The sequence below is a fragment of the Paenibacillus sp. 01T424 genome (genome assembly GCF_056398745.1).
This window is the reverse complement of sequence record NZ_JBFTPZ010000006.1, coordinates 58,899-78,196: the sequence shown is the minus strand read 5'-3', so window position 1 is coordinate 78,196 and position 19,298 is coordinate 58,899. Positions and strand designations below refer to the sequence as shown.

The following is a 19,298-nucleotide window of genomic DNA, read 5'->3' as shown; positions in this document are numbered from 1 at the left end:
TAATCAAGGAGAATGCGCTGGAGCGCCAATTCTGCGTTCACTATGGGATCATTTCGATTTTTTTTGTATTATGGGGAAAGCGCATAGCCACGCCTATCGCGACCTGCCATTCTACTTCGATACGCCGGTAGAGCCTGTGCTTCAGGCAATCGCTGCGGCAGAAGCGGGCAAGCATGTCATTTGCGAGAAGCCGCTCGCGGTCAGTGCAAGCCAAGCAGCGGAGATGCTGCAGGCGGTAAAAAAAGCAGGCGTTATGCATATGATTTGCCATAATTATCGTTTTGCGCCTGCGATACAGCTAGCTAAGAAGCTGATTGATGGTCATATTATCGGCTACGAGCATACCTTTATTAATATGATGGAATATGATGGCGACGTTCATGGAAGGGCTGCAGAGCGGGATTAAACCTGCTCCGAACTTCGAGGACGGCTATAGAAATCAGCTCGTTATTGAAGCTGTTGAGCGTTCTGCCGAGTCGAGACAGTGGATGGATGTACCTGCAATTAGCGATTCTTTGTTGTTTTCGTAGCTTCATATAACAAAAAATGAATAGTCGGTTGACGTGCAAGGCTGTAGTGAAGAAGGATTATTCTTCTTGCTGCAGCCTAATTTTGATTATACATATGTTATAATCGCCATATTAAATAAGGTGCTGAATCCTATTTCGGGAGTATGTACCACTAGAAATATGTAATTGAGTGAGGGATAACCTGTGAATGACTTCAACAAATTCAATCGCGAGAAATGGAGCAAGATAAGAACAAAGGGCAAGCTGTCGTACGCTATTAGATGGGTGCTTTATTTATTGATTTACGTTTTAATTATTCAGGGAGTACTCATTGTACTTGGTCGTAAAAGTGTAGATCAAATCGAAATGGCGCCTATTATTTTTATTTCAGTTGTCGTGGGTGTTACTCTTTCTTTGATTCGATGGTCTGTGTTTGAGAAAAAATATAATCAGGAATAAATAAGGACGAGGTGAGTATACATGTTGGCATCCATTACCCAAGCTGAGAATGGTTATTCGGTCCGTTTCGAGCGCAATTTGAAGCATGCTGTGGAGAGTGTCTGGTCGATGCTGACTGACAACGAGAAGCTCGCCCAGTGGTTCCCCGAACTGCGTGTCGCGGACCTGCGTGAAGGCGGATTAATAAAATTTGATATGCAGAATGGACATTTTGAAGAGATGGCCATCATTGAGCTCAAAGCGTTATCGGTTTTGGAGTTTACGTGGGCTGAGGATATCGTTCGTTTTGAATTATATGCAGAGCCAGAGGGCTGCCGCTTGGTATTAATCGAGAAGCTTGTCCAAATTACAGCACATACCCCTAGAGATATTGCCGGCTGGGATGTATGTTTGGATGTTATCGAGGYATTGCTGGACGGAAAAACCATTGCCTCTCGCAAGGACGTATGGAAAATGAAATACGATAAATATGTACAAGCTTTTGAAAATTTGCCTCAGGCTAAGAAATAAGTATTCAATCAGCTTGGGTTATTGGATGTGAAAGAGATGATTACAGGAATATTGGTATTTTTATTAGCTGGGTTAGCTGAAATTGGTGGGGGATACCTGATTTGGTTATGGCTGCGTGAAGGTAAGCCGATGTATTGGGGAATGGTCGGAGGCGTAGCTTTAGCACTATATGGTGTTATTGCTACATTTCAATCCTTCCCTTCGTTCGGGAGAGTCTATGCGGCGTACGGGGGCGTTTTTATAGTGATGGCCGTATTGTGGGGCTGGCTAGTCGATAAAAAAACACCTGATTTATACGACTGGATAGGTGCTGCTATTTGCTTGGTCGGTGTTTCAGTTATACTGTGGGCGCCAAGGCATTAGTATGATCTAGCTTGCTGTGTAGAATAACCATTTACAATTCAGGGAACGATTTGTTAACATATATGAAATATTGAAAAAGGCGATGACGAGAAGAGTACATAAACACATTCTTTCGCAGAGAGCCCCGGCAGCTGAAAAGGGGCAAGGAATGGTTTATCGAAACAAGTCTCTGAGCATCACATCGGAACCTGAGCAAGGGGATGCTGTGACAGGAGCTCCTGTTATAGAGCTAGAGTATAAGCATCCTTTGGTGCCGTACTTGAAGAGGTTAATATGGCGACATATTAACGAATCTGGGGTGGTACCGCGAAAAATTTCGTCCCCAAGACGCGAAGTCTTGGGGGTGGAATTTTTTTTTGCTTTTTGGGACATGAAAAATCAAAGTATCGATAGCAACCCTAAATTGGAGGTTTTACAATGAGCAGCGAATTAGAGCCGAACACGGATCATTTTTTATACAAAATCATAAATGAGGATCTTCAAGCAGGCGTGTTTACACGAGAAATGTGCACGCGGTTTCCGCCTGAGCCTAATGGATACCTGCATATCGGAAGCGCCTATGCCATCCATACAAACTATACGATTGCGCAAAAGTATAATGGGAAGTTTCATTTGCGATTTGACGATACGAATCCTCTGAAGGAGGACATCGAATATGTGAATGCCATTATCGAAGATATCAATTGGCTTGGCTATAGTCCGGGCAGCCATATTTATTATGGTTCGGATTATTCAGATGCGATATATGATGCTGCAGTTGCGCTCATAAGTAAAGGAAAGGCTTATGTTTGTGAATTATCACCAGAAGAAGTTACGGAATATCGGGGGACGCTTACGGAGCCGGGCAAGGATAGCCCTTACCGAAATCGCTCCATTGATGAAAATTTAGAGCAGTTTGCGAAAATGAAAAATGGTGATTTTAAGGCCGCTTCCAAAGTATTGCGTGCCAAAATAGATATGAGTGCGCCTAATATTAATTTAAGAGATCCTGTTATTTATCGCATTATCCATGCTGAGCATTACCGGACGGGAAATAAGTGGTGCATTTATCCGATGTACGATTTTGCGCATCCGATTCAAGATGCCATCGAGGGCATTACCTACTCGTTATGCTCCATTGAGTTCAAAGACCATCGTCCTTTGTACGAATGGGTATTGGAGGAGCTGGAATTTGCTCAGCCGCCAAGGCAAAGGGAATTCGGCAGGCTAAATCTAACGGGTGTCGTGACGAGCAAGCGATATTTGAGACAGCTCGTTGAGGGCGGCTTCGTCGACGGCTGGGATGATCCAAGGCTGCCAACGATCCGTGGACTCAGGCGAAGAGGCTTTACGCCCGAGAGCATTAGAAATTTTATCGATGAAATCGGCATGATTAGAGCGCAAAATTCCGTTGATATCGCGATGCTGGAGCATGCGGCAAGACAGGATTTGAAGGCGAAGGTCAAAGGCGTAATGGCCGTCATCCATCCACTGAAAGTGGTTATTACTAATTATCCGGAGGGCCAAACCGAGCTGTTGTCCATTGATAACAATAGCGAGAACGACACGCTTGGCAAACGCAAGGTCACCTTCTCTAGAACGCTATTTATAGAGAAAGATGATTTTATGGAGCAGCCGTCCAAAGGATTTCACAGATTAGCGCCCGGAGCTGAAGTTCGGCTGATCGGTGCCTACTTCATTAAATGTGAGGAAGTCATTAAAGATGAAGCCACAGGTGAGATCATTGAGCTTCGCTGCACTTACGATCCCGAAACGAAAAGCGGAACGGGCTTTACCGGCCGGAAGGTGAAGGGGACGATCCACTGGGTTTCAGAGAGTCACGCGGCTAAAGTGGATGTCCACCTTTATGAGAGTCTGCTGCGGGGTAATGAAATCCCGAAGGATACCGATATAGCTTGGGACAGCGTCATTAATCCGAGCTCACTTCAAATCGTGAAAGATTGTAGAATTGAGCCTTTTGAGGTTCTTCCGCAGCCAGAGGATAAGTTCCAATTCGTTCGGCATGGTTATTTTTGCGTGGACAAAAAACATACAACGAATACGAAGCTAGTCTTCAATCGCATCGTACCGCTTAAGGATACGTGGAAGAAAAAATAGAGCGATAACAAGATGAAGCCTCTCATGTGGTAAAATAATACATATGGAGGCTTCTTTTTTGTGAGGCTCTACAATCGGAGAACGAGGTGATGGAGTGTTCCTGCATAAGCTTCGACCATTGATTTTGTCCGCTGTCCTATTATTTATGCTTTTACCAGAAGCAGCAAGTGCCAACGGGGGACCGCTGCATTATCCTGCGGAGGGTTATGGCAGGCTGGAGCTGGATGATCAATCGCAAGTGAGTTTGGTTCGGGAGAAGGTTGTGTTTACCTTCCGTGATATCGAACGGTACAAAAGCCATGCGGAAGTAACGGTTCAGTATGAACTTCACAATACGTCCGATTCCGCCAAGGACTTGGAGGTTTTATTTGTAACGCCTGCAAGTGAGGCCCTTATGGTATCAGAGGGAAACAAAGAGATTAATGTGATCATGGATCCGAATGTAAAGACGGTTAATTGGCAAAATACCCTATTGAAAAATACGGTCATTGATCCAGTAAGCGGCAAGGAGCTGCGTTTATCCAATTACTCAGCGGAAATTGGTCCAGCACAAGGAGCGAGGTTCCCTTTATCTTTTGAGCCGAACGAAACGAAAAATATTGTCATCAACTATATTGAAAATGGGGGGATGTATAATAAAGGTGTAATTACGACGATTTTTTCCCATCTTTATTTTTTGACCCCAGCAGCTTTCTGGGAGGGCGAGCCGCATGTCGAGCTGGAAATACGGCTAAGCGAACCCGGTGCTGCGCTTCATTCGAATTTAGCAATGGAACAAACGGACTCCAAAACATTCAAAGCTGTTTTTAATGAATTGCCCAGCAAGGACTGGTATTTTTCTTACACGTATCCCAAAAGATTGTTGTATCCAACGAATATAGAGAAGGATCATAATCTCTTGGTGCTGGGAACAGTCGCCGCATTAACGGTAATTGCTGCAGCGCTTGCGCTGTTTTTTAGAAAAAGTATTTTATTTACGATCAGTGCATTTGGGATTTTTGCTTTTACGGTATATTATATCTCGAAAATGGGCGGTTATCCGTTTAACGCTATTTTTGTAGGGTTTGTCGACTTTGTTGTTGGCGTAGGGCTGYTTATTTGTGATATTTTAATTAGAAGAACGATTCGTAGACGTAGAGAAATGACCAAAACCATGTAATCGTCCGTCCACATCTTTTAAAAAACTCGAAATCAACGTAAACTGTAGGAAACATTAGAGGAGAGAGAGTTAAATGACAAACGAAGCATTAACCATTAATCATGAAGATCTATTGGCTGATCTAGAATACCGAGGGCTAGTACAGCAATTTACTAACCGCGAGGAATTACATAAGAAGCTTACGAGTGAACGCGTCGTGCTTTATTGCGGATTCGACCCTACAGCGGACAGCCTACACATCGGCAGCTTGCTTCCGATTTTGTGCTTGCGTCGTTTCCAGCAGGCTGGCCATATTCCACTTGCGCTAGTTGGCGGCGGAACAGGTTTAATTGGTGATCCAAGCGGCCGCTCGACGGAACGCTCGCTGAACACAGCGGATACGGTATCCGAATGGACAGAGAGCTTGAAGCGTCAGCTTTCCCGCTTTCTTGATTTCAATGCTGCGGATAATGCGGCTAAGCTCGTAAGCAACTACGATTGGATTGCGCCGCTGGATGTCATTACTTTTTTACGTGATGTAGGCAAAAACTTTACTGTAAACTATATGCTGGCGAAGGATTCGGTCGATTCCCGTCTTTCATCAGGCATCTCGTTTACCGAGTTCAGCTATATGATTTTGCAAGCCTACGACTTCCATAAGCTGCATCAAGAGCATGGCTGTTCCTTGCAAATTGGCGGCAGCGATCAATGGGGCAATATTACAGCAGGCCTTGATCTGATTGGCAAAATGGGCGGAGGCGACGCTTACGGCATGACGATGCCTCTCGTTACCAAAAGCGACGGCAAAAAATTCGGGAAATCCGAATCTGGCGCGATTTGGCTGGATCGCTCGAAGACATCGGCGTACCAGTTCTATCAGTTCTGGATCAATACTGAAGATAACGATACGATTAAATTTTTGAAATATTTCACATTCCTCTCTCGTGCAGAAATCGAAGCTTTGGAGACTGAGCTTCAGTCGCACCCAGAGAAGCGGGTGGCGCAGCGTGAGTTGGCGCGTGAAATTACTCGCCTTGTTCATGGACAAGAAGCGCTCGACAGCGCAGAGAAAATTACGCAGGCATTTTTCTCCGGCGATGTAAATCAGCTGAGTGAAGCGGAGCTGATTGAAGCTTTACAGGACATGCCTACAACGGTGCTTACGAATAGAGAAGAGATTGCGCTTATGGATCTTCTAATCGAATCTGGAGCTGCACCATCTCGCCGCCAAGCGAAACAAGATATTACGAGCGGCTCGATTTCAATTAATGGCACGAAAAACACGGATGTAGAATCCATCATCGGCTCGGAGCAAAGGCTCTATGACAAATTTGTCGTGCTGCGCCGCGGCAAGAAAAATTACTTCTTGATTCGATTTGAATAGGACAAAAATAAGCCAGACTTCCGATAATGGAAGTCTGGTTTTCTTTTGAATGTTAGATCTACTTTAGGAAGTCGAGTTTACGCTCTCCGAGACCAACGTGTGGTTATCATCCAACATCAATCTCCGCGACGAGCGTCTGGCTATCCATCGATACTAAACTCCACGACCAACGTTTAGCTATTATCCGACACCAATCACTGCGACCAGCGTTTGGCTATCCTGTACATTTGCAGGAACTTCGCCCATATTGAGCTGTGATGGAGATCTATGTTGTATTCATGCAATATCTTGTTATACGATTGACCATTTTAGCTTTTTAAGTGCACCTATATTGTATAGAATGCAGTATAGCTCCATGTAAGTGTGAGAAAGCAGCTTCTATCCAGCGATTATGCAGTATAGGCAATGATAAAGGGTAGTGTAGAGGTACATATTAGCTCAGGATTAGAAAGAGGGTGCCTCTGGAGCCTATGGCTATTGACACCCTCCCCCCAAGGGCTGCGCCCTCTGAAATTCGATTAGTATTAAAGTCTGATTTGATTATGTAAGTGGCTTATGCATGTTGTATGATAGTGATGTGCGTTAACCGTTAGCGTAGAGTAAATAAGTGCAAAAGTGCACCTGTTTTTAACAAACAAGATTGAAATGATGTAAATGGGTGTACAAATACCTCTAATTGAGCAGATTTGAAGAAGATTTGGTTAAATAAGTGCATTTCTGTGCTTAGATGAAGCTGCTGCAGGCGCTGCCGCAAATGTCTTCGCATGACAGGGGAACATCTCCGTTTTCAGATGAAAGGACCTCAAATTCCACTGTAAAGTGGAGTTTGAGGTCCTTTTTCTCAAAGAAAATAAGATCTAATTAGCGCTCAAAAAAATCGCAAAATGACTTTTGAGACAGCCCCATTTTTTAAAAATAGGAGTGACTTTAATCAATGATCAAAGCAAAGCTGCTAAAGTTTAAGCACTGGTCTTTGCGAAGCTGCTCTCGGCTGTCTTGCGGCGGGAACGCGCGCGGGAGAACCCGAAGGAGGTTGCGGCTGTAGCAGCGGCGAGTATGACGCCTGTAGCTCCAATCCAGCTGATAGAGGTAAGCGATACTTGCTCAACGACAACCCCGCCAAGCCCGGCTCCTGCAGCCATGCCCAGCTGAAGTACAGAGCTGTTCAAGCTAAGCATAATACCCGAAGCTTCTGGAGCTAGTGACATCAGATGGTACTGCTGAGTTGGACCGGATGACCAAGCGGTAAAGGCCCAGATCATAAGCAGAGGAAATACGATAACCGGAGACTGTCCAGCCAATGAGAGTAGAACAAGTGCTATCGTATGGAACAGCATGCCGCTGACTAATGTTCGCGGCGCTCCCCATTTATCGGTGCTGTAGCCGCCAAATTTAGACCCGATCAGGCTGGCGATACCGAATGCAAATAGTCCGATGCTCACGCCCTGTTCACTCAGCTTCGTTACGCTAAGCAGGAATGGTGAAATATAAGTGTAAACGATGGAATAGCCGCCGATCCACAAGAAGGTGACCGTCAGTGCCGTTACAATTTTCGGCTGCTTCAAGAGAGCAAGCTGGCTGCGAAGTGGAACGGGCTCTTCACCATCTGTTTTTGGAATGCTGGATAAAATGAGGAGCATTGCAAGCAAGCCAAGCAGTCCGATTGCTCCGAAGATGAGATGCCAGTCGTATACAGATGCGACTACCCTGCCTAGAGGGACACCAACGATTAATGCTGTGCTAAAACCCATAACGAGCGTCGCAATGGCACTGCCCTGTTTATCAACGGGTGCAAGCTTAGAAGCGACGGTCAAAGCGGTAACGACGAACACGCCAGTGCTGAGCGCGAGGACGACGCGGGACACGATCAAAAACTCAAATCCAGGCAAAGCAACAGCAATAAGATTGCCGATCGCGAATACACCTAATGAGTAGAGGAGCAGCTGACGCCGCTCAACACGCGCCGTAACTGCCATAAGAATCGGCGTGCCAATAGCGTAAGCTAGCGAGAAAACGGTTATCAGCTGGCCTGCTGCAGATACGGATACACCTATGTCGTCGGCTACCTTATCCAAAATACCCGCAATAATAAATTCTGACGTTCCAACCAAAAAGCTAATTATAGCCAGCATGTAAATTTTCCACGCGTTAGACATATAAAAAATACTCCTCTCTCCACTCCACTGTTTTTATATTTCTAAATCTATAGAAATATAACCTAAAAAAAATTACTCCAACAAATATGGCGCATACTTGCGAGCCATTTCGCGGTTCACACTGTAGTAGATATACGTACCGTCCTTGCGGAGATCTAGCAATCCGCTTTCCGTCAATTGCTTCAAGTGATGTGAGAGGGTAGAGCCGGCTACGGATTCCAGCTTTGTGCCAATATCGGAGCAGCATAAATTTTTCTCCTCAGTAAGCAGCAGAGCTATTTTCAGACGGGTAGGCTCACCGAGCGCCTTATATACTTTTACAGCTTGACGTACGTCCGCATGATCTTCTGTCATTGTGGCTTCACCTTTCTTGCAGTCGTTATTTCTATATTTGTAGAAATAAGATAGCATATCGATATTCGAATGTAAACAGGCAAGCATTCATTTTATTTTACAACAAGCATTTCCGTAATCGTATAAAAGAAGAAAGGAGCCGCAAGCAGCTCCTTTTCTTTCATCGCATTATAGGTTATGCGCCTTTACCCAAGCCGCCAAAAATTTAAGCTTCCCGTCAAAGTAACCATCATCCTGCCAAGATCCCCAAACGGCGCTTCCGCCTGTATGAAGTCCGATCAGCCAAAGCTGTCTGACGGCTACGAATACGGGAATCATCGCGAGATCTTGCTCGCTTAGCGGGCGTTCCTTCGTATAGGCTTCCAGAAAAGCATCCCAGCATTCATCCTCAAAGCTCTCACTATCCGATCTGCCATGGACGCGATCCCATAAATAAACGGATAGATCATACGAGCGCCAGCCTACGCCGCAGCAGTCAAAGTCAAAGTGTGTCATGCTGCCGTCATCCGAATGAAAGACGTTCCAGCCATGCAGATCCCCGTGGCATACTCCCCAGTCATATGCACCATCCGCGGCTTCTGCAAGGCGAGCTTTCAGCCTGCCGGCTGTTTCTTGAACAAACGCTGCATCGTTCGGGCGATGCTGTAAAGACGGAAGCATCGCCCGAAGAGGCTCGTCGAGCAAATGGGCAGCATCAAGTTCAAACCGTTCATGTTTGGGCTCATAGAAATCCATGGCATGATGAAGCTGCGCTATAGCGCTTCCGTAAGCTTGGCTTGTATCGACATTAAGTTTCCCGGCCCCATCCGCATAAGAGAATAGCACAGCATAACGAGTGCCTTCCGGTGCGTCAAGCTCAGTCAACCATTCGCCATCTCGTCTTTGGATTGGATAGGAAACCGGCAGGATACAGTTTTTAAGATAGGTTAACAAATCCAGCTCAAAACGGATATCGGATTCTGCTCGCCACAAATGCTTATAAATTCGCAATATAAATTTTCCGGTATTCGTATCCACCGAATAGGTATCATTCAAGCCATTGGACACGAATTGGCTCTTTAGCGGTGTACCGATATCATATAATAAGGCCATGGCTTCAAAAAGCGTTTCCTTATGAAATACAGTATGTACGGCAGGGATTTGCAGCATGTCACAATCATCCTTTCAATGTCTTTCACATTATCTATTTATCCTATAGCAATCGTGAGCCGAAGGGGATAGAAACAATGGCTATAGTTGTTTATTACTGCTGGAAATCTCTTTGTTGGGTTTATTTGACAATGTAAGAGCAGCGGATTATTGTTAATCAGAATTGGTAAATCAACTCTGAAGCAGGAGAGGATTATGTGCAGAAAGTGGTAACGAATCATTTTCAAAGCCTGAATGAGTATGTCTATGCTATTCAACAAAGTATCGGCGCCACAGCTGCCGCAACGTATATCATTCAGAACGATGTTGTTGTAAACGAGTGGTATTCCGGTACACATGCAGCATCAGATGCGCCGAGACTCGTGGATGAAAAAACGCAGTTCAACGTAGCATCAATCCGTAAAACGTATCTAGCGCTTGCTGTCAGCTTATTAATAGAGCAAGGGAAAATAGGCAGTGTGGATGATGAAATCGGGAAGTATCTCAATGATTATAAAGATGCAGCGCGAGGGGTAACGTTGAGGCACCTGCTTACGCATACCCATGGATTAATCGAAGAGAACGGGAAGATAACAAGAGAGTTCCCTGCTGGATATGGATGGGAATACCGCAATACGGGAATTGGCATGCTTTTTCAATTAATTAGGCATATTTCGGGGCAAAACTTAAGTTCTTTTATGGCGAGTCATGTATTTAATCAATATGGGTTAAAGGAAACGGGCTGGAGAACAAAAGCAGCGGAGCAGCTTATATATAATTATTACGATGATGAAAATACGTGGGTGGGGTCAAACGATAGTGATGCGGGTGATCAAAGCAATTTGTTCGTTAGTGCGCGCGATCTAGCGATGTGGGGGCATATGCATCTTAAAAACGGCAATGTAAATGGAAAGCAGTTGCTGCCGCAAACTGTTTTTGCAAGAGCTACTTCGCTGCATACGCCACTCACTGTTCCGGCACACCTGCCTCGAAATGGTTTTATATGGTGGCTGCAAAGTGATACTCCTTTAAATCAAATTGGGGAGCATCTGCCGAGCGACGCTTATCAAGTTCTTGGAATTACAGGCTGCGCCTGTTTGGTCATTCCGAGCTGCGATGCCGTAGTGGTTCGCATGTATAACCAGCTGCAGGATTCGAGCGGGTATGATTACTTATACGACATTAGAAAGTTTGGAAATATGGCATATGATCTGCTTCGCAGTTATGGAGGTGCTCGATGATTCAAGGCAACATTATTAAGAAAACTATCACTTCCTTAAAGCAAAGATTAGAGGCGAGCGGGTTATTAAGCTTACAGCTGCGTGAAGGTGAACTATATGAGGCCAAATGTACATTTAGACCTCCTGCAAGGGAAGAAGATTTAATGCTTTTTCAGGAAAAATTGGGTTGTAAACTTCCTCAGGATTATTTGAATTTCCTTAGAATAACGAATGGCTGCTCGCTCTTTGACCATCCGGAGTACGGAGGAGAGGCCTACTTATACGGGTGGCAGGATACATTTGGAGTAACGTACGAGGAGCCTAATGAAGGTTATTTGAAAGTAGCTTACATTTATCAGGATGACATTGTTATTCATTTAAAAGCTTTTAATGAAGGCTCAGACCATTACTTAATGGTCAAAGGCCATATTGATCAATTTCATGATGCGAGGCCGCTGCATATGAATTTTGAGCAATGGTTTGATCGGTTTATCATATGTCAGGGTGAGAAATATTGGAATTGGCCCATTTATAACGCGGGAAATAATAATAGATTAAGAGACTTATAAATAGGAGGCCTAAAGAAGATGATTGAACTAAAAGCAGCAAGTGTAGATGATGGACGTGATATTTTTGACATGTTAGTAGAAATAGGCCCGGGAGAAAATGGGTTTGTGAATAGTGCGTATGATATCGATTATAGCCAATTTCCGGCATTTATTCGAAAAAATATAGCGATCTCGCAAGGTATCGATCTCTTACCCCAGCACGTTCCCCAGACTGTTTTCTGGTTATTCGTTGATTCCTATCCCGTAGGCTACGGGAAGCTGAGGCATTATTTGAATGATAACTTAAAAATATCAGGCGGGCATATAGGATATACGATCAGACCAAGCAAACGAGGAAAAGGGTACGGTACGGTCATGTTAAATGAACTCCTAAAAAACGCAGAAAGCATGGGAATAAAGGATGTAATGCTGTCTTGTGTGGAAAGTAATATCGCTTCTAGAAGAGTCATTGAGTTAAATAATGGTGTATTAGAAGCTAATGAAGGTGGAAAATGCAACTACTGGATTCACATATGAGAATAGTCATCTTATCAATTTGCATAGTCTAGTTTGGAAAATGGATATACAGCATTTTATTGAAGATTTTAAGCAGAAAGCGGCTTCTAAATAGTTGAACCAACTGTTATCTGATTTTAAAAAGGCAATGGCAGCTAGGACTTTTTCCATGTCCGAAGCAACCATTGCCTTTTTCGCTAAAAGGAGTCTAAAGCTTGTTATTGCAAGCTCGAGTACTGCAGTGCAATAGCTGTCAAGAAACATGCAAATGCCAAGACTGCTGCCGATGAACGAACCACATCAAGCAGCTCCCAGCGTCGGATTAGCAACTTCCAGTTGCTAGGCGGCGCGTCGGGTTTCCATTCGAGCGCACCCTTGTTGATGGGGACAGTGCCAATGAGCGTGACTAGGATGAAGATGAGTAAGGCCAGAACGCCAGCCCAGCGGAAGAACAAACCTGGCTCGGAGCCGCTCAGTACTAGCACCGCAGCTCCCGACACGGCCGTAGGTAAAAAGATAGCGGGCACCAGCACACGCAGTTTAAGTACTAGTGCTTGACGAACTTTAATTTGATACTGGTCGTCTAGACCAGCCAGAGACAAGTGCACCCCATAGCGAATGACGAGCTCTTCACCAGCAAGGATGCCTGCAAGGAATAAACTGATGAACTCTATAATGATATGATTCATAATAAGCTCTGACCCAGTGTATAAGCCGAGGGTAGGGGAGATAATAGTAGAACGATGTTAGTCACTAGGATATCCTCCTTATGGTTGTTTTCATGACGGCTCGATTACCGAGCGTTCAAACTGTGGTGAAGAAAAATTGAAATGATAACTATAAAACACACTTTACTTGCCGACAGGTAAGTTGTCAAGTRTGATGAGTATGGCTAAAATGATTGAAAGGCAAGGAGTGTGACAATCATGAGTATGAGTGAGTCAGTGAAACGGACAGGCAGTGAAACAAAAGCGGAAGCTCAGCGTGTAGCTTTGGAGCTTTTCACTGCTAAAGGGTTTGAGGCAACATCACTTCGTGAGATCGCTGAGCAACTCGGGATCAGCAAGGCTGCGCTATACTACCATTTCAAAAGCAAAAATGACATCGTAAATTCAATGATGTCCTCCCGCGGTAACGAGGCGGCTGAACTTCTCGCATGGGCCGTCAGCCAAGAATCGAGTCCAGACCTTCTGGAGCGCACGGTGCTTCGTTGGGTGGATTCTACTTCTGTAGACAAGCTGCGCGGCATCCGCTTCGTAAATGCGAATCCCAATCTCATGCGGAGCGTGGTTAGCAATCCCGGTGGTCAAATCCGTGACAGCCTTGGGGCAGTGGCTGAGCTTGTGGCTGGCAAGGATGCTGATCCTACACGGAAATTACTTGTAAGAATGGCCTTTCTCAGTATTAACTCGGCACTGTTGGCCGCCAGTGGAACGGAGCGTACGGACGAAGAAATTGTTGCAGCCGCGAGAGAAATGGCATTAGCTCTTCTTAACCGCCTTCGCGAATAGCTGATAGATGAGTGTTACTGGTTTTTAGCACTTGGAAATTTATGATTGTTATATTCAATATAGGATAGTGAAATGATCACAGGCTGCCGACAAAGTCGGTAGCTTATTCATTTTAACGTTTGTAACGAACCTAACCATTATTTGACTTCATTTCTCTATAAATTATATGTTGTCAGAAGAAAATAGAGTTGTAGACTGACGTTGCTTCATTAAGCTAACGGTGAGGATACCCTAGTGATATACTTTCAGTGGAGGAACTCTGGTATAAACATTCTCTCGGAAAAGGGTGCAGTGCATGAACAAAACGGATCGTTTGTTAGCCATAGTGCTTGAGCTGCAGCGTAACGAAGTGTTACGAGCCGAGGATTTAGCCGCTACATTTGAAACAAGCGTGAGAACCATTTACAGGGATATTCAGGCTTTAAGTGAGGCCGGCGTATCCGTGATAGGAGCGCCAGGGCAGGGATACTCCCTAATGGAGGGGTATTTCCTACCGCCAGTCAGTTTCACGGTGGAAGAAGCAGTGACGTTACTCATCGGGACAGATTTTATCGAGCAATGGTTTGATGTTCACTATGGCAGTAAGTCTCGAACTTCAAGAGGGAAGATTGAGGCCATCCTGCCGGAACCGATCCGCAGCGAGGCATCCCGGATTCGCAAGAGCTTTCGTTTGCTTGCTTCCGTTGAAGATATAGCACGAATACAAGAGAAGGCATACTTGGAAGCGATTCGTCGAGCGATTCTGGAGGAAAGAAAAATAAGATTCCGCTATTCCAAAAGAATTGCCGAGGCTGATGGGAACCGCCAAAGTGTTCGTACGGTTGCTCCTTATGGACTTGTGCTTCTTCAAGGGTCATGGGTACTCGTTGCACAGTGTGAATTGCGTCAAAACATCCGTCATTTTCGGTTGTCCCGGATGTCGGAGCTTATCGAGCTGGAAGATWGATTTATGTTGCCAGCAGATTTCAATTTAGATGTATACCAGCCTCCAGACGATCGCAACGTTCGTGTGCGCATATGTGTCCAACCTGACATTGCCGATAGGGTAAGGGAATCGAACAACTTCTATATAGAAACCATAGAGAATCATACCGAAGGGCTGCTGGTGACCTTACGTGTTCGGCAGCCTGAGGAATTGCTGCATTGGGTGCTCAGCTGGGGAGGCGGAGTGGTTGTGCTGGAGCCGGAATCCTTCCGACATCGGGTTAGAAACGAACTGAAAAAAACGTTAAAACGCTACTGACATAATGGTGTCAGTAGCGTTTTTGTATACTTAGAAAAAAGATGATTAGAGGCGATGATAGACGATGATTACAACAAAGTTAGCATTAAAACGATTTGAGGAAACTGCGGCACATTATATTCATGAACTGGATCAATTCAGTCTGGAGCAGCTGAAGCAAAAGCAAAGTGAAAACGAGTGGTCAATCGGACAGATGTTTCAACATCTCATTAGCTCGGCGCTTTATATGCAGCTTCGTAATCTTGATCAATGCCTGATGCCAAGCCAAGATCCCACGGTACCTGGAACGGAAAAAACCGAGGTTGGTGTGGCTATATTTTCTCAAGGAAGCTTTCCGCCCATTCGTATTCATGTTCCGCCTTCCCCACAATATACTCCGGAGCAGCCGGAAAGCAAAGAGCAGCTAATTCAAGGCTTACACACTGTCATCCAGAGAATGAAGGACATTGAACCTACCCTTGAAAAAGTGTCCAAACAACATAAAGTGTCCCATCCGAGATTCGGCGGATTGTGTGCGGAGGAATGGTTTCTGCTTGTTGAAATGCACTACCGTCATCATCTTCTGCAGCTGGACCGCTTAAAACAAGGATTGGTAAGGGAAGCGACATAAACATTTATTAAAAAAGGAAAGGATTTCGAGGCATGCAAATGGATGAAATAAGCGAGCAAAGCCGCTTCTGGATTGGTGTTGTGTCCGCGTCCCATGTGAAATGTGGAGAGTCGGGGGGATTCGCTCAGCTCTGTCACGGCAAGTCAGCACCTTTACGTAAGATGCGAGCAGGCGATTGGTTGATCTACTATTCCCCGCGAACAGAAATGAGGAAAGGGGCACCACTCCAAGCGTTTACCGCTATCGGGGAAGTGGATGATGATATAGTCTACGAATATCAGATGTCAGAATCATTTGTGCCATTACGCAGAAATATCCGCTATATTTCATGCCGTGAGGTACAGATTAGAGGTCTTTTAGAAAAGCTTAGCTTCACTCGCGGGAACCGAAATTGGGGGTATTCCTTCCGCTACGGTCATTTTGAGATTGGTCGAGAGGACTTTTTGACAATTGCCAGTGCGATGCTAAAATGAGCGGATAGAAAGTTCATAAAACAGCGACACTCTAGGACTTTATTTTCATATCCTAGGCTGTCGCTGTTTCAATTTCTGAGGTGCTTTGTTATAGGTTGTATCTATTTTTCCTATATAAACTAGATATTGGAAACGGTTTAGGTTCTCTATTATTATGAAATTAAACCTATAGAATTCATGAGATGAGGATAGAAATGAAGCAGAAATGGCAATGTGCAGTAGACAAAACAATTCATCTAACAGCACAGGAACGAAATAAATTAGAGCAAACGTTCGAAAGCTATATGATCTGCCTAATGTTGTATGTACACCACATCTTGCCTATTATACAAATGAAACGATTTCGGATATGAATCAACAACTATTGGATCAAGCTATTGAATAATTTAATAATCTGTATGCTATGGATTGACGTTTCTTAATGAAAGGAGTGGAGTAAAATGAATCCTTTTATCGAACAATTGTTACATTCTAATCAAATGGAAATRGAATTAACGGAAGACATATTATTTGAAATTTACAATGAAGCTAAGAATACGGATGGGGAGGAGGAGGTTTGGAAAAACCTGATCTCGTTATACGATAAACCTCTCCCGAAACAAATCGCTTTTTCCCTTATAGATAGGAATATTGCTATTATGGATTTAGGTCACTCCAAACAAGACTACGATGTCTTGTGGAGATTAGCAGAGATCGTAGACGAAGCCTTATTGACACTAGCGATAGACGTCTACACTCAACTATCCTTTAGCCATGAAGAAATGGAGCTGCTGTTTAACAAATACGATTATCATAAATGGATGATGGAGAGCTTGATTTATAAACAGCCGTCATCACCTGAAAAGCGAAGATTGCTCGAAGCGGCTATAAACAGGAATATGGATGCAGATTCATTGCAAAGATTGCTTACTGTGGTGGACACTGCTAAATATGCGAACCGCAATGATTTAACACTTGAAGAGTTTCAATCCCTTTTTGAGACAAAAGAGCCCTATGTTTGGCTGTCATTATCCCAAAACGCCAACACTCCAGTACATATTTTAAACAAATTATTAGAAGCGACAAGCATAAAAAATGCAAGAGCAATAAGGCAATCAGCAAATGTAAATCTTCAAGGAAAACGCGATAACAATAATGAGGTGATAACGTGAGAATTAGAACGGCAGCTAGGGCAGTCATTATAAAAGACGAGCAATTGCTCGTCTTACGGAGGGCTGGTGTCCAAGGAGAATTTTATGTTCTCCCAGGAGGAGGGCAGGAACATGGTGAAAGTATCCATGAAACGTTGAAGAGAGAAGTATTAGAAGAGGTAAGTTTAAAGGTTGAAATTGAACAATTACTTTTTATTAATGAGTTTATCGCAAAAAGAGATTCATCGTTTTTTGAATTAGAACCGGATGTTCATCAAATTGATTTTACGTTTTTGTGTGCTATTACGTCCGACAATGAAGCATCGGTCGGTGAAACACCAGACCTTCATCAGATTGGCATAGCATGGATTCCATTGCATGAGATAACCGACTATAGTTTGCATCCCGATAATGACTTGAATTTTATTATGGGAGCGCCAACGAGAAATGTATTGTCACAATGGATTTCTAATCCTAACCATATGGAAATCCCTATGTTTATTGAAGGTTAATTAAAGAATGGGGGGTGAGCATATGAATGATTTACGTTATCCAATCGGGCAATTTGAACTCATACAGCATGCAACGACCGAGCTTCGGCAAAGCTGGATTGAGGATGTGTCGCAAATATCTCCGACTCTGCGGCACACGGTACAAAATTTAACGTCTGAGCAGCTGCTTTTACAATACCGTCCGGGCAGTTGGACCGTCAGGCAGGTTGTTCACCATATGGCTGACAACGATATGAATGCTTTTATCCGTTTCAAGAGAGCGCTAACGGAGAATAATCCCACGGCTAGCTCGTATAGAGAAAATTTATGGGCGGAATTAAGCGATTATGAAACACCGCTCGAAACATCGCTGAATCTCCTAGAATCCATTCATGGTCGGTTTACAGCAATTCTCCGATCTTTACAATCATCCGATTTTCAACGAACGTTTACAAGTCCAACTCATGGCGCCATGAGTCTTGATGCTGCGCTTCAACGATTCATTTGGCATAATCGGCATCATACTGCACAGATCGTTTCCATATTTTAAAAAAAGGAGAATCAGGCATGAATAAAATTATTGCCATTACAGGTGCCTCATCCGGAATAGGTCTTGCAACAGCATTAAAATTTGCTGAAGAGGGATGGATCGTCTACGCTGGAACTCGGCATGCAGAACGTGATCAAACAAAGTATAGCGATCAGCCAAATTTCCATTTCATTGAAATGGAAGTAACTAAACCGGAATCATTAGAGCAGGCATTTGAGGTCATTAAGCAAAAACACGGTTATATGGATGTTTTATTTTGCAACGCAGGATTTGGGCTATTACGTGCACTAGGTCAAGCTACTTTCGAGGAAATTCAAGCTGTTTTTGATACGAATGTGTACGGGGTTATGCATACGATTCGAGCGGGTTTGCCACTCCTTCGCAAATCAAACTCTGGGCATTTGATCGCAACGACGAGCGTAGGCGGATTGGTCGGACAACCATTAAATGAAATTTATTGCGCAAGCAAGTTTGCAGTTGAAGGGTTGTTGGAGAGCTTAGCGACCTACTACAAGCCTGCATTTAATATTGATGTGACTCTGCTGGAGCCTGGAGCAATTGGGACCCATTTCAACAATACTGTTTTTGCACATATTGAAAAAACAGGCGGTATTCCAGATGATGAATATAAACAAACGTATGACACCATTATTAATACCTTTTCCAAGCGAAACTCCGTTCCTCAAACTTCTGAATCTGTTGCTGATGTTGTGCTTCAGTTAGTAAATATGGAGACGAAGCCGCTGCGCATTCGTACATCCGATAAAGCTGAAGCGTTTGTACAATATAAAGTAAGCAACGATCCTACGGGGCTGGAGGGCATGCTGAATACCCGTAAACTTCAATTAGAAATGTAATATAAGATAGGAATGGACTATGAGTTATTGCGCCCATAGTCCATTTTTTTA

General features: G+C 44.1%; 22 protein-coding genes, 1 pseudogene and 1 other annotated feature. Of the genes and pseudogenes, 19 read left to right on the top strand and 4 right to left on the bottom strand.

The window, feature by feature from the left end:
* Window positions 1–70 precede the first annotated feature (70 nt).
* The 8 genes and pseudogenes from AC1DPK_RS07645 to tyrS all read left to right on the top strand — a co-directional run.
* Window positions 71–334: pseudogene (locus AC1DPK_RS07645) on the top strand (Gfo/Idh/MocA family protein); the annotation flags it as partial.
* A 46-nt stretch (window positions 335–380) separates the two neighbouring features.
* Window positions 381–530 carry a hypothetical protein gene (locus AC1DPK_RS07640; RefSeq protein ID WP_477509889.1) on the top strand — a complete coding sequence of 50 codons (150 nt, stop codon included), beginning with the start codon at window positions 381–383 and terminating at the stop codon, window positions 528–530.
* 183 nt (window positions 531–713) lie between these two features.
* Window positions 714–968: a hypothetical protein gene (locus tag AC1DPK_RS07635; RefSeq protein ID WP_441880783.1), complete on the top strand. Its 255-nt coding sequence runs from the start codon at window positions 714–716 to the stop codon at window positions 966–968.
* A gap of 21 nt (window positions 969–989) precedes the next feature.
* Window positions 990–1,478: an SRPBCC family protein gene (locus tag AC1DPK_RS07630; protein ID WP_477509888.1), complete on the top strand. Its 489-nt coding sequence runs from the start codon at window positions 990–992 to the stop codon at window positions 1,476–1,478.
* A 36-nt stretch (window positions 1,479–1,514) separates the two neighbouring features.
* Complete coding sequence (locus AC1DPK_RS07625; RefSeq protein ID WP_076267312.1) at window positions 1,515–1,841, top strand: YnfA family protein; 327 nt, start codon at window positions 1,515–1,517, stop codon at window positions 1,839–1,841.
* A gap of 73 nt (window positions 1,842–1,914) precedes the next feature.
* Window positions 1,915–2,168 (top strand) — a binding site (T-box leader).
* Window positions 2,169–2,258: 90 nt separating this feature from the next.
* Window positions 2,259–3,938, top strand: coding sequence for a glutamine--tRNA ligase/YqeY domain fusion protein (locus AC1DPK_RS07620; RefSeq protein ID WP_477509887.1), 1,680 nt, complete (start codon window positions 2,259–2,261; stop codon window positions 3,936–3,938).
* Window positions 3,939–4,032: 94 nt separating this feature from the next.
* On the top strand, window positions 4,033–5,097 hold the full coding sequence (locus AC1DPK_RS07615; RefSeq protein ID WP_477509886.1) for a hypothetical protein: 1,065 nt from the start codon (window positions 4,033–4,035) through the stop codon (window positions 5,095–5,097).
* Window positions 5,098–5,170: 73 nt separating this feature from the next.
* On the top strand, window positions 5,171–6,460 hold the full coding sequence (gene tyrS / locus AC1DPK_RS07610) for a tyrosine--tRNA ligase (protein ID WP_477509885.1): 1,290 nt from the start codon (window positions 5,171–5,173) through the stop codon (window positions 6,458–6,460).
* Window positions 6,461–7,419: 959 nt separating this feature from the next.
* Here the strand turns inward: tyrS and AC1DPK_RS07605 are convergent.
* From AC1DPK_RS07605 to AC1DPK_RS07595, 3 genes are all read right to left on the bottom strand, one after another.
* Window positions 7,420–8,616, bottom strand: a complete 1,197-nt coding sequence (locus AC1DPK_RS07605) for an MFS transporter (RefSeq protein ID WP_477509884.1) — start codon at window positions 8,614–8,616, stop codon at window positions 7,420–7,422.
* Between the two features lie 72 nt (window positions 8,617–8,688).
* A complete protein-coding gene (locus AC1DPK_RS07600) occupies window positions 8,689–8,970 on the bottom strand; it encodes an ArsR/SmtB family transcription factor (protein WP_054025100.1) in 282 nt (93 codons plus the stop codon).
* 168 nt (window positions 8,971–9,138) lie between these two features.
* Window positions 9,139–10,119, bottom strand: a complete 981-nt coding sequence (locus AC1DPK_RS07595) for a phosphotransferase (protein ID WP_477509883.1) — start codon at window positions 10,117–10,119, stop codon at window positions 9,139–9,141.
* 197 nt (window positions 10,120–10,316) lie between these two features.
* On the opposite strand from AC1DPK_RS07595, the gene AC1DPK_RS07590 reads away from it, so the two are divergent.
* The 3 genes from AC1DPK_RS07590 to AC1DPK_RS07580 are packed head-to-tail and all read left to right on the top strand — an operon-like array spanning window position 10,317 to window position 12,403.
* Window positions 10,317–11,339, top strand: a complete 1,023-nt coding sequence (locus tag AC1DPK_RS07590) for a serine hydrolase domain-containing protein (protein ID WP_477509882.1) — start codon at window positions 10,317–10,319, stop codon at window positions 11,337–11,339.
* Window positions 11,336–11,887: an SMI1/KNR4 family protein gene (locus AC1DPK_RS07585; protein WP_477509881.1), complete on the top strand. Its 552-nt coding sequence runs from the start codon at window positions 11,336–11,338 to the stop codon at window positions 11,885–11,887. Before AC1DPK_RS07590 ends, AC1DPK_RS07585 begins: the two co-directional genes overlap by 4 nt.
* Window positions 11,888–11,905: 18 nt before the next feature.
* Window positions 11,906–12,403 carry a GNAT family N-acetyltransferase gene (locus AC1DPK_RS07580; RefSeq protein WP_477509880.1) on the top strand — a complete coding sequence of 166 codons (498 nt, stop codon included), beginning with the start codon at window positions 11,906–11,908 and terminating at the stop codon, window positions 12,401–12,403.
* Between the two features lie 197 nt (window positions 12,404–12,600).
* On the opposite strand, the gene AC1DPK_RS07575 is transcribed toward AC1DPK_RS07580, so the two are convergent.
* The gene (locus AC1DPK_RS07575) at window positions 12,601–12,990 is read right to left on the bottom strand and encodes an anthrone oxygenase family protein (RefSeq protein WP_477509879.1); all 390 of its coding nucleotides are present in this window, start codon (window positions 12,988–12,990) and stop codon (window positions 12,601–12,603) included.
* A 318-nt stretch (window positions 12,991–13,308) separates the two neighbouring features.
* On the opposite strand from AC1DPK_RS07575, the gene AC1DPK_RS07570 reads away from it, so the two are divergent.
* The 8 genes from AC1DPK_RS07570 (at window position 13,309) to AC1DPK_RS07535 (ending at window position 19,247) form a co-directional block, all read left to right on the top strand.
* Window positions 13,309–13,893 (top strand): TetR/AcrR family transcriptional regulator, encoded by a 585-nt coding sequence (locus tag AC1DPK_RS07570; protein ID WP_477509878.1) that lies wholly within the window; start codon window positions 13,309–13,311, stop codon window positions 13,891–13,893.
* Between the two features lie 295 nt (window positions 13,894–14,188).
* Window positions 14,189–15,136 carry a helix-turn-helix transcriptional regulator gene (locus AC1DPK_RS07565; RefSeq protein WP_477509877.1) on the top strand — a complete coding sequence of 316 codons (948 nt, stop codon included), beginning with the start codon at window positions 14,189–14,191 and terminating at the stop codon, window positions 15,134–15,136.
* 67 nt (window positions 15,137–15,203) lie between these two features.
* Window positions 15,204–15,746: a DinB family protein gene (locus AC1DPK_RS07560; RefSeq protein WP_477509961.1), complete on the top strand. Its 543-nt coding sequence runs from the start codon at window positions 15,204–15,206 to the stop codon at window positions 15,744–15,746.
* A gap of 38 nt (window positions 15,747–15,784) precedes the next feature.
* Window positions 15,785–16,219 carry an EVE domain-containing protein gene (locus AC1DPK_RS07555; RefSeq protein WP_477509876.1) on the top strand — a complete coding sequence of 145 codons (435 nt, stop codon included), beginning with the start codon at window positions 15,785–15,787 and terminating at the stop codon, window positions 16,217–16,219.
* Window positions 16,220–16,659: 440 nt separating this feature from the next.
* Window positions 16,660–17,370, top strand: a complete 711-nt coding sequence (locus AC1DPK_RS07550) for a hypothetical protein (RefSeq protein ID WP_477509875.1) — start codon at window positions 16,660–16,662, stop codon at window positions 17,368–17,370.
* On the top strand, window positions 17,367–17,861 hold the full coding sequence (locus AC1DPK_RS07545; protein WP_477509874.1) for an NUDIX domain-containing protein: 495 nt from the start codon (window positions 17,367–17,369) through the stop codon (window positions 17,859–17,861). Before AC1DPK_RS07550 ends, AC1DPK_RS07545 begins: the two co-directional genes overlap by 4 nt.
* A 22-nt stretch (window positions 17,862–17,883) precedes the next feature.
* Entirely contained in the window at window positions 17,884–18,390 is a 507-nt protein-coding gene (locus AC1DPK_RS07540) for a YfiT family bacillithiol transferase (protein ID WP_477509873.1), read from the top strand.
* A 17-nt stretch (window positions 18,391–18,407) separates the two neighbouring features.
* Window positions 18,408–19,247, top strand: a complete 840-nt coding sequence (locus AC1DPK_RS07535; protein ID WP_477509872.1) for an SDR family oxidoreductase — start codon at window positions 18,408–18,410, stop codon at window positions 19,245–19,247.
* The last annotated feature ends 51 nt before the right edge of the window (window positions 19,248–19,298 follow it).

What these genes read in the sequence shown, in the direction of transcription:
- AC1DPK_RS07640 (WP_477509889.1), top strand. Translation starts at nt 381, where the DNA reads ATGGAAGGGCTGCAGAGCGGGATTAAACCTGCTCCGAACTTCGAGGAC.
- AC1DPK_RS07625 (WP_076267312.1), top strand. Translation starts at nt 1,515, where the DNA reads ATGATTACAGGAATATTGGTATTTTTATTAGCTGGGTTAGCTGAAATT.
- AC1DPK_RS07620 (WP_477509887.1), top strand. Translation starts at nt 2,259, where the DNA reads ATGAGCAGCGAATTAGAGCCGAACACGGATCATTTTTTATACAAAATC.
- tyrS (WP_477509885.1), top strand. Translation starts at nt 5,171, where the DNA reads ATGACAAACGAAGCATTAACCATTAATCATGAAGATCTATTGGCTGAT.
- AC1DPK_RS07605 (WP_477509884.1), bottom strand. Translation starts at nt 8,616, where the DNA reads ATGTCTAACGCGTGGAAAATTTACATGCTGGCTATAATTAGCTTTTTG.
- AC1DPK_RS07600 (WP_054025100.1), bottom strand. Translation starts at nt 8,970, where the DNA reads ATGACAGAAGATCATGCGGACGTACGTCAAGCTGTAAAAGTATATAAG.
- AC1DPK_RS07595 (WP_477509883.1), bottom strand. Translation starts at nt 10,119, where the DNA reads ATGCTGCAAATCCCTGCCGTACATACTGTATTTCATAAGGAAACGCTT.
- AC1DPK_RS07585 (WP_477509881.1), top strand. Translation starts at nt 11,336, where the DNA reads ATGATTCAAGGCAACATTATTAAGAAAACTATCACTTCCTTAAAGCAA.
- AC1DPK_RS07580 (WP_477509880.1), top strand. Translation starts at nt 11,906, where the DNA reads ATGATTGAACTAAAAGCAGCAAGTGTAGATGATGGACGTGATATTTTT.
- AC1DPK_RS07570 (WP_477509878.1), top strand. Translation starts at nt 13,309, where the DNA reads ATGAGTATGAGTGAGTCAGTGAAACGGACAGGCAGTGAAACAAAAGCG.
- AC1DPK_RS07555 (WP_477509876.1), top strand. Translation starts at nt 15,785, where the DNA reads ATGGATGAAATAAGCGAGCAAAGCCGCTTCTGGATTGGTGTTGTGTCC.
- AC1DPK_RS07540 (WP_477509873.1), top strand. Translation starts at nt 17,884, where the DNA reads ATGAATGATTTACGTTATCCAATCGGGCAATTTGAACTCATACAGCAT.
- AC1DPK_RS07535 (WP_477509872.1), top strand. Translation starts at nt 18,408, where the DNA reads ATGAATAAAATTATTGCCATTACAGGTGCCTCATCCGGAATAGGTCTT.